General features: G+C 61.7%; 5 protein-coding genes. 4 read left to right on the top strand and 1 reads right to left on the bottom strand.

Annotated elements, in window-relative coordinates:
• The first annotated feature begins 284 nt into the window (after positions 1 to 284).
• Together mprF and AC3WWR_RS01990 are read left to right on the top strand one after the other, a co-directional pair.
• Positions 285 to 2,927, top strand: a complete 2,643-nt coding sequence (gene mprF, locus AC3WWR_RS01995) for a bifunctional lysylphosphatidylglycerol flippase/synthetase MprF (protein ID WP_020796017.1) — start codon at positions 285 to 287, stop codon at positions 2,925 to 2,927.
• The gene (locus AC3WWR_RS01990; protein ID WP_020796016.1) at positions 2,927 to 4,222 is read left to right on the top strand and encodes a virulence factor family protein; all 1,296 of its coding nucleotides are present in this window, start codon (positions 2,927 to 2,929) and stop codon (positions 4,220 to 4,222) included. Before mprF ends, AC3WWR_RS01990 begins: the two co-directional genes overlap by 1 nt.
• 176 nt (positions 4,223 to 4,398) lie before the next feature.
• Here AC3WWR_RS01990 and AC3WWR_RS01985 read toward each other — a convergent pair whose 3' ends face one another.
• Positions 4,399 to 6,300, bottom strand: coding sequence for a potassium transporter Kup (locus AC3WWR_RS01985; RefSeq protein WP_020796015.1), 1,902 nt, complete (start codon positions 6,298 to 6,300; stop codon positions 4,399 to 4,401).
• Positions 6,301 to 6,592: 292 nt separating this feature from the next.
• Here AC3WWR_RS01985 and rimO point away from each other — a divergent pair, with 292 nt between their 5' ends.
• Both rimO and AC3WWR_RS01975 read left to right on the top strand, forming a co-directional pair.
• Positions 6,593 to 7,930, top strand: a complete 1,338-nt coding sequence (gene rimO, locus AC3WWR_RS01980) for a 30S ribosomal protein S12 methylthiotransferase RimO (protein WP_020796014.1) — start codon at positions 6,593 to 6,595, stop codon at positions 7,928 to 7,930.
• A 111-nt stretch (positions 7,931 to 8,041) separates the two neighbouring features.
• Positions 8,042 to 8,515 (top strand): GNAT family N-acetyltransferase, encoded by a 474-nt coding sequence (locus tag AC3WWR_RS01975; RefSeq protein WP_020796013.1) that lies wholly within the window; start codon positions 8,042 to 8,044, stop codon positions 8,513 to 8,515.
• Positions 8,516 to 8,607: the final 92 nt, after the last annotated feature.

Here is an 8,607-nt window from a genome sequence, read left to right as displayed (position 1 = left end):
GCAACCAAACATCAAAAAAGGCTACTCGAAAGAGTGGCCTTTTTTGTATCTGTAGAAAAAGTCCTTTCGCAACAATGATCTGTCACTGTGTGGTGAGCCTTGCGGGCCACCGATGCGCTGGGTTCCGACTATGCTCAATCGCACATTCCACACCCTACGACTGAAGACGAACTGGCACCGGGACCCGGTGCCAGGCGTTAATATTCGTGATTATTTTTTTCTACAGGGATTGGTAACTTGGCTGGATACCCCCATCCTGTCGCGCACAATCCAAGAGGTGATTGATGCGCGCCAACTCGTCTGATCCACAAGACACCGTCACAGCTACCCAACCGATCAAGGCGCAGCGGCTGCGTTTGCTTGACTTGATCAGCAAATACCGCCAACCCATCGGCCTGGCGGTCACCCTGCTGCTGTTCACCATTGCGCTGATAGCCTGCCGTCACTTGTTGAGCGAACTCGACCTGGACGCTTTGCACGACTCGATCCTCGAGGTTCCGCAACCGGCACTGCTGGGTGCGCTGGGCGCTACCGTCGCGGGCTTCATCATTCTGCTGGGATACGAATGGTCGGCCAGCCGTTACGCAGGCGTCAATCTGGCACCGCAAACCTTGGCGCTGGGCGGTTTCACCGCCTTCGCGATCGGCAATGCCATCGGTCTTTCGATGCTGTCCGGCGGCTCGGTCCGCTACCGCCTGTATGCGCGCCATGGCCTGGGGGCCACTGAAGTCGCACGCATGACGCTGTTCGCCAGCCTCTCGCTCGGCTGCGCCCTGCCACCGCTCGCCGCGCTGGCGACACTCAGTGACCTGTCCGAAGCCTCCGCCGCCCTAAGGCTTTCGCCGGTTCTGCTGGGCAGCATCGCGACGGCTGTGTTGTTGCTGTTCTCGGTACTGGCCATCGGCATCTACCGTCGGCGCCTGCCGGAACAACCGTACGCCGACAACCTCCTGGTGCAGATCGGCCGCCGCACCTTGCGCCTGCCCGGGCGCCGCCTGACGTTCCTGCAACTGGTCATTACCGCACTCGACGTGGCCGCCGCCGCCACGGTGCTCTATTTGTTGTTGCCCGAAGCGCCGCCGTTCGGCGCGTTTCTCCTGGTTTACCTGCTGGCCCTGGCCGCTGGCGTGCTCAGCCATGTTCCGGGCGGGGTCGGCGTGTTCGAAGCGATCTTGCTCGCGGCCTTCTCCGACAAACTCGGTGCCGCGCCGCTGGCCGCCGCCCTGCTGCTCTACCGCTTGATCTATGTGGTGCTGCCGATGCTGGTGGCCTGCCTGTTTCTGTTGATCAGCGAAGGCCAGCGCCTGTTTCAGACGCGCCAGACCTTGCGCGCTGCCTCAGGCCTGGCCGCGCCGATATTGGCGGTGCTGGTGTTCCTGTCCGGCGTTGTACTGCTGTTCTCCGGCGCGACCCCGGAAATCGACACGCGCCTTGAACATATCGGCTTTCTGATCCCGCACCGCCTGGTCGATGCTTCGCACTTTGGCGCCAGCCTGATCGGCGTGTTGTGCCTGTTGCTGGCCCAGGGCCTGCGTCGTCGACTGTCGGCTGCCTGGATGCTGACCACCATTTTGCTGCTGGTTGGCGCCCTGCTCTCCCTGCTCAAGGGTTTCGACTGGGAGGAGGCCAGCCTGATGGTGCTGACGGCGAGCCTGCTGGGGGTGTTCCGGCGTTCGTTCTATCGCCCCAGTCGCCTGACCGAAGTGCCGTTCTCCCCGTTATACCTGGTGGCCAGCGTGTGCGTACTCGGCGCCTCGATGTGGCTGCTGTTATTCGCGTACCAGGACGTGCCATACAGCCATCAACTCTGGTGGCAGTTCACCCTCGATGCCGATGCCCCCCGCGGCTTGCGCTCGCTGCTCGGCGCGGCGGTCCTGCTGGTGGTGGTATCCCTGACCTGGTTGCTACGCACCGCTCGCCCGGTCATCCACCTGCCGACAGCCGATGAACTGGAGCGCGCAAGCAAGATCCTCATGGCATCCGCGCAACCGGATGGCGGCCTGGCCTTGACCGGCGACAAGGCACTGCTGTTCCACCCCAACGACGAGGCGTTCCTGATGTACGCCCGCCGCGGCCGCAGCCTTGTAGCACTGTATGACCCGATCGGTCCCGGCCAGCAACGGGCGGAAATGATCTGGCAGTTCCGCGACCTGTGCGACATCCATCACGCCCGCCCCGTGTTCTATCAAGTGCGTGCGGAGAACCTGCCGTACTACATGGACATCGGCCTGACCGCGATCAAGCTCGGCGAAGAAGCCAGGGTCGACCTCAAGCGCTTTGACCTCGAGGCCAAGGGCAAAGAGATGAAGGACCTGCGCTACACCTGGAACCGTGGCACCCGCGATGGCCTGTCGCTGGAAATCCATGAACCAGGCCAGGCGCCCATGGATGAGCTCAAGGTGATTTCAGATGCCTGGCTGACCGGCAAGAACGTGCGCGAGAAAGGCTTCTCCCTCGGCCGCTTCAGCGACGATTACCTCAAGCACTTTCGCATTGCCGTGATCCGTTTCGAAGGGCGCCCGGTGGCGTTCGCCAACCTGCTCGAGACCTACAGCCATGACCTGGCCAGCCTCGACCTGATGCGCGCGCACCCGGACGCCCCCAAGCTGACCATGGAGTTCATGATGGTCGGCCTGATCCAACATTATAAGAGTCACGGATACGCGCGTTTCAGCCTGGGCATGGTGCCGTTGTCGGGGTTGCAACCCCGTCGGGGTGCACCCTTGACCCAGCGCCTGGGCTCGATGGTCTTCCGCCGTGGTGAGCAGCTCTACAACTTCCAAGGCTTGCGCCGCTTCAAAGACAAGTTCCAGCCTGACTGGGAACCCCGTTATATGGCCGTGCCCGCCGGACTCGATCCGCTGGTGGCCTTGGCCGACACTGCCGCCCTGATCGCGGGCGGCTTGACTGGATTGGTGAAACGCTGATGATTCAACGCTCCCTGCGCTATGTACTGGGCACCCTGGTAGTGGTGGCCCTGATTCTCGGTGGTGGCTACTGGTACCTCAAACGCCCGGCACCGGAACCGACCCTCGAACTGCTGACCCCAACCGATGGCGCGGCGATGACCCGCGTGATCCCCGGCACCACGCCAAAGGCCCAGGTACTGGTGGCGGTCAACGAAGACCAGAAACTCAGCGACAAGCAATTGCTGACCCTGAGCCGCAGCGGCGCTGCGCAGATCGTCCAGGTGATCCTGCCCAAGGACTGCCTGCTGCAAAGCCGTGCCCTACAGTCGGGCTTGCGGGAACTCAACGGCCCGGCGACCCTGGTCAGCGGGATCGGCCCGGGCGCGGTGCTGGCCTGGCGCTGGTTGTCCGAACAGAAGAACGACAAGGCACAAGCCGTGTCGGTTGACCTGGCCCTGGAAAAACCCGGTTGCACCCACCTGCTGCCAAAGAGCGCCGCCCATGGCCACTGGCTGGTGGCGTGGAATGACAACCCGGACGACACCAGCGCCGGCTTCGTGCGCGACCAGCCCAACGCCGAAACCAGCATCAGCGACTACGACATCAACCTGCCGCAAGTGCTGAACAACGAACTGCGCAAACTGCTGGTCGGTGGCGACAAGGACGCCGGTGGCTTGCAGATACCAGTGGTTGAAGTGCCCGCCGGCCAGGCCAAGGACACCGTCACCTTGTTCCTCTCTGGTGACGGCGGCTGGCGTGACCTGGACCGCGACGTCGCCGGTGAAATGGCCAAGATTGGCTACCCGGTGGTCGGCATCGACACCCTGCGCTACTACTGGCAGCACAAGAGCCCCGAGCAAAGCGCCCTGGACCTCGCCGAGCTGATGCAGCACTACCGGCAGAAATGGGGTACCAAGCGCTTCATCCTGACCGGCTACTCGTTCGGCGCCGATGTGCTGCCAGCCATCTACAACCGCCTGGCAGAGTCCGAGCAGCAACGCGTCGACGCCATTATCCTGCTGGCCTTCGCTCGCACCGGCAGCTTTGAAATCGAAGTCGAAGGCTGGCTCGGCAACGCCGGCAAAGAAGCCGCCACCGGCCCGGAAATGGCCAAGCTGCCCGCCGCGAAAGTGGTGTGCATCTACGGCGAAGAAGAAGTCGACGAAAGCGGCTGCACCGACAAGAGCGCGGTGGGCGAAGCCATCAAGCTGCCTGGCGGCCACCACTTCGACGAGAACTACCCGGCACTCGCGCAGCGGTTGGTGGATGTGATCCAGAAGCGGCAAGTGCAGGAAACTGAAGCCCAGGAGTGATCTGAGTCGCACAAAAAAGCCCCCGCAGCCTGAAGGCTCCGGGGGCTTTTTCGTTCCACACCACACCCCCTGTAGGAGCGAGCATGCTCGCGATGATCTCAGATACACCGCGTTTATCCAGGATTCCCGCGTGAGCGTTGACGACCATCGCGAGCATGCTCGCTCCTACAGTGGGCCTACATCTCCACTTGCGTCCCCAGCTCAATCACCCGATTCAGCGGCAGGTTGAAGAAGCGCAGGTTGCTGTTGGCGTTTTTCAACATGAAGGCGAACAGCGCCTCCCGCCAGCGGGCCATGCCTTCGAGCTTGGAGGCGATGACTGTCTCGCGGCTGAGGAAGTAGGTCGTGCGCATCGGACTGAAATCCAGGTCCTCCAGATGACACAGCTTCAGCGCTTGCGGCACGTCCGGTTCGTCGACGAAGCCAAAGTGCAGGATCACCCGGAAGAAACCCTCGCCGTAGGAGTCGACCTCAAAGCGTCGCGACGGCGGCACGCGCGGAATATCCTCATACACCACCGTCAACAGCACGACTTGCTCGTGCAGCACCTGGTTATGCAACAGGTTGTGTAACAGGGCGTGAGGCACAGCATCTGGCCGCGCAGTGAGGAATACAGCGGTACCCTGAACGCGATGCGGTGGTTGTACGGCGATACTGCTGATGAAAATCGGCAGCGGCAGTCCACCTTCATCCAGACGCTCCACCAACAGTTGCTTGCCTCGCTTCCAGGTGGTCATCAATACGAACAGCGCAATACCGGCAATCACCGGGAAGGCACCGCCCTGGACGATTTTCGGCACGTTGGCGGCGAAGTACAGACCGTCTACCAGCAGGAAGCCCAACAACACCGGTACCGCCAGAATCGGTGGCCACTTCCACAGCAGCAACATGACCGCCGACACCAGGATAGTGGTCATGAGCATGGTTCCGGTCACCGCCACGCCGTAGGCCGACGCCAGGGCGCCGGAAGACTCGAAGCCCAGGACCAACAGAACCACACCAACCATCAGCGCCCAGTTGACGGCACCAATGTAGATTTGGCCCTGTTCGGCGCTGGACGTGTGCTGGGTATGCATACGCGGGATATAGCCGAGCTGGATGGCCTGGCGGGTCAGGGAGAACGCCCCGGAAATCACCGCTTGCGAAGCAATGACCGTGGCCAGTGTCGACAACCCGACCAGTGGGATCAACGCCCAGCTTGGCGCCAGCAGGTAGAACGGGTTGCGCGCAGCTTCTGGATCACCGAGCAGCAAGGCGCCCTGGCCGAAATAGTTCAGCACCAGCGCTGGCAGCACGAGAATGAACCACGCGCGGGCAATCGGCTTGCGGCCGAAGTGGCCCATGTCGGCATACAGCGCTTCGGCACCGGTCAGTGCAAGCACCACGGCGCCAAGGATCGCTACGCCCATGCCGGGATGCTCCCTGAAGAAACGAACACCCCACATCGGGTTCACCGCTTGTAACACCTCCGGATGCTGGGCAATGCCATACAGGCCCAGAGCCGCCAACACCAGAAACCAGGTGACCATGATCGGCCCGAACAGAATGCCGATCCGCGCCGTACCGTGTCGCTGGATCAGAAACAACCCGACCAGCACCACCAATGACAGCGGCACCACCCAATGGTCGATACCCTCGAATGCAAGCCCCAGGCCTTCAATGGCCGACAGCACCGAAATTGCGGGCGTGATCATGCTGTCGCCATAGAACAGCGCCGCGCCGATCAGCCCGCAGACCACCAGCAGCGTGCGCAATTTCGCATGACCTGCCGCCGCTCGCCGAGCCAGCGCGGTCAAGGCCATGATTCCGCCTTCGCCCTGGTTGTCGGCACGCAGTACAAACATCATGTACTTGATCGACACGACCCAGATCAACGACCAGAAGATCAACGCCAGAATCCCAAGCACCCCATCGTGGTTGACCGCTACGCCATAACCACCGGTAAATACCTCTTTGAGGGTGTACAGCGGGCTTGTGCCGATATCGCCATACACCACCCCGACCGCCGCGACCAACATGCCAATCGGATTCGCCGACGTATGCGCGGCGCCCGCAGTCTGACTACTTGCCTGCCCCATCCACCACTCCTACTACCCAGACCCGGGCTTCCATGAAGAAGCACTATGCTTTGTCATGCAGCATGCGCCGTTTTACTTGTTGTTACAGACGTTTTATTGACTGTAAAAAATCGGTAAAGCCCAACGGCGCGAAGCATAGCGCAGCACTCGTCGTATTTCCCTGCATAAAGCTGGTCAAGTGATCGTCTCATCGCTAGAATTGCGCACTTTTTGATCAGAGGCGCCGTTCAAGCGCCCGTCCGTCGGTTTTGCCCAGTTCGGCAAGCGGCGTCACAAAACACCGAGGTTAGACATGTCCACCACTCCTGCGCCGGCCAATCCCAAGGTTGGCTTCGTATCCCTGGGTTGCCCCAAAGCACTGGTCGACTCCGAGCGCATCCTCACCCAGCTGCGCATGGAAGGCTATGACGTCGTGTCCACCTACCAGGACGCCGATGTCGTGGTGGTCAATACCTGCGGCTTCATCGACTCGGCCAAGGCCGAGTCCCTGGAAGTGATCGGCGAAGCCATCAAGGAAAACGGCAAGGTCATCGTGACCGGCTGCATGGGCGTCGAAGAAGGCAACATCCGCAACGTACACCCGAGCGTGTTGGCCGTCACCGGTCCGCAGCAGTACGAGCAGGTGGTCAACGCCGTGCACGAAGTCGTGCCGCCACGCCAGGACCACAACCCGCTGATCGACCTGGTGCCGCCACAAGGCATCAAGCTGACCCCGCGCCACTACGCCTACCTGAAGATTTCCGAAGGCTGCAACCACAGCTGCAGCTTCTGCATCATCCCGTCGATGCGCGGCAAGCTGGTTAGCCGCCCGGTCGGTGACGTACTCGACGAGGCCCAGCGCCTGGTCAAGTCCGGCGTCAAGGAGCTGCTGGTGATCTCCCAGGACACCAGCGCCTATGGTGTCGACGTCAAGTACCGCACCGGTTTCTGGAACGGCGCGCCGGTGAAAACCCGCATGACCGAACTCTGCGAAGCCCTGAGCACCCTCGGTGTCTGGGTACGCCTGCACTACGTTTACCCGTACCCGCACGTTGACGAGCTGATCCCGCTGATGGCCGCCGGCAAGATCCTGCCGTACCTGGACATCCCGTTCCAGCACGCCAGCCCGAAAGTGCTGAAGGCGATGAAACGCCCGGCGTTCGAAGACAAGACCCTGGCGCGAATCAAGAACTGGCGCGAAATCTGCCCGGACCTGATCATCCGTTCGACTTTCATCGTCGGCTTCCCCGGCGAGACCGAAGAAGACTTCCAGTACCTGCTGAACTGGCTGACCGAAGCCCAGCTCGACCGCGTCGGTTGCTTCCAGTACTCGCCGGTTGAAGGGGCTCCGGCCAATGACCTGGACCTGGAAGTCGTGCCGGACGACGTCAAGCAGGACCGTTGGGAGCGCTTCATGGCGCACCAGCAGGCCATCAGCTCGGCGCGCCTGCAAATGCGCATCGGCCGTGAAATCGAAGTGCTGGTCGATGAAGTCGATGAGCAAGGCGCGGTAGGCCGCTGCTTCTTCGATGCCCCGGAAATCGACGGCAACGTATTCATCGACAATGGCAGCAACTTGAAACCGGGCGACAAAGTCTGGTGCAAAGTGACCGACGCCGACGAATACGACCTGTGGGCTGAACAGATCTAGTCGCAAAAAATATGCAAAGCCCCGCTCTCTTGACGAGATGCGGGGCTTTTTTACGGCTATCGTTTGATGAGGAACGGATTCTCATCTCCAATAACCCAAGGGCAGGCTGGCATGCGCCAACATTCGGTCATTCATACCCCAAAACAAAGCGACTACGAAGAATTGACCAGGGTCTGGGAGGCCTCGGTCCGCGCTACCCACGACTTCCTGCCGGACAGCTACATCGAACTGTTGAAGAACCTGGTGCTGACCCGTTACCTCGACGCCGTGATGCTGATTTGCACCAAAGACCCGCAGCAGCGAATCACCGGATTCGCCGGTGTCGCGGCGGGCAAGATCGAGATGCTCTTCATCGACCCGGCGCATCGCGGCCAGGGCCTTGGCAAGCGATTACTGCGCTATGCCCTGGAGAACCTCAACGCCGATGAACTGGACGTCAACGAACAGAACCCGCAAGCCCTGGGGTTTTACTTCAAGCAGGGCTTCGAGGTGATCGGTCGTTCGGAAGTCGACGGCATGGGCCAGCCGTATCCGCTGTTACACATGCGTTTGCGCCAGGCTCAACAAAAGACACGCAATGGCTGACACAACATGAAACCACTGTGGGAGCGGGGGGGGGGGGGGGGGGGGGGGGGGGGGGGGGGGGGGGGGGGGGGGGGGGGGGGGGGGGGGGGGGG

This window comes from Pseudomonas sp. EB271-G4-1 (assembly GCF_058791355.1).
This window is presented reverse-complemented; position numbering and strand designations above follow the sequence as displayed.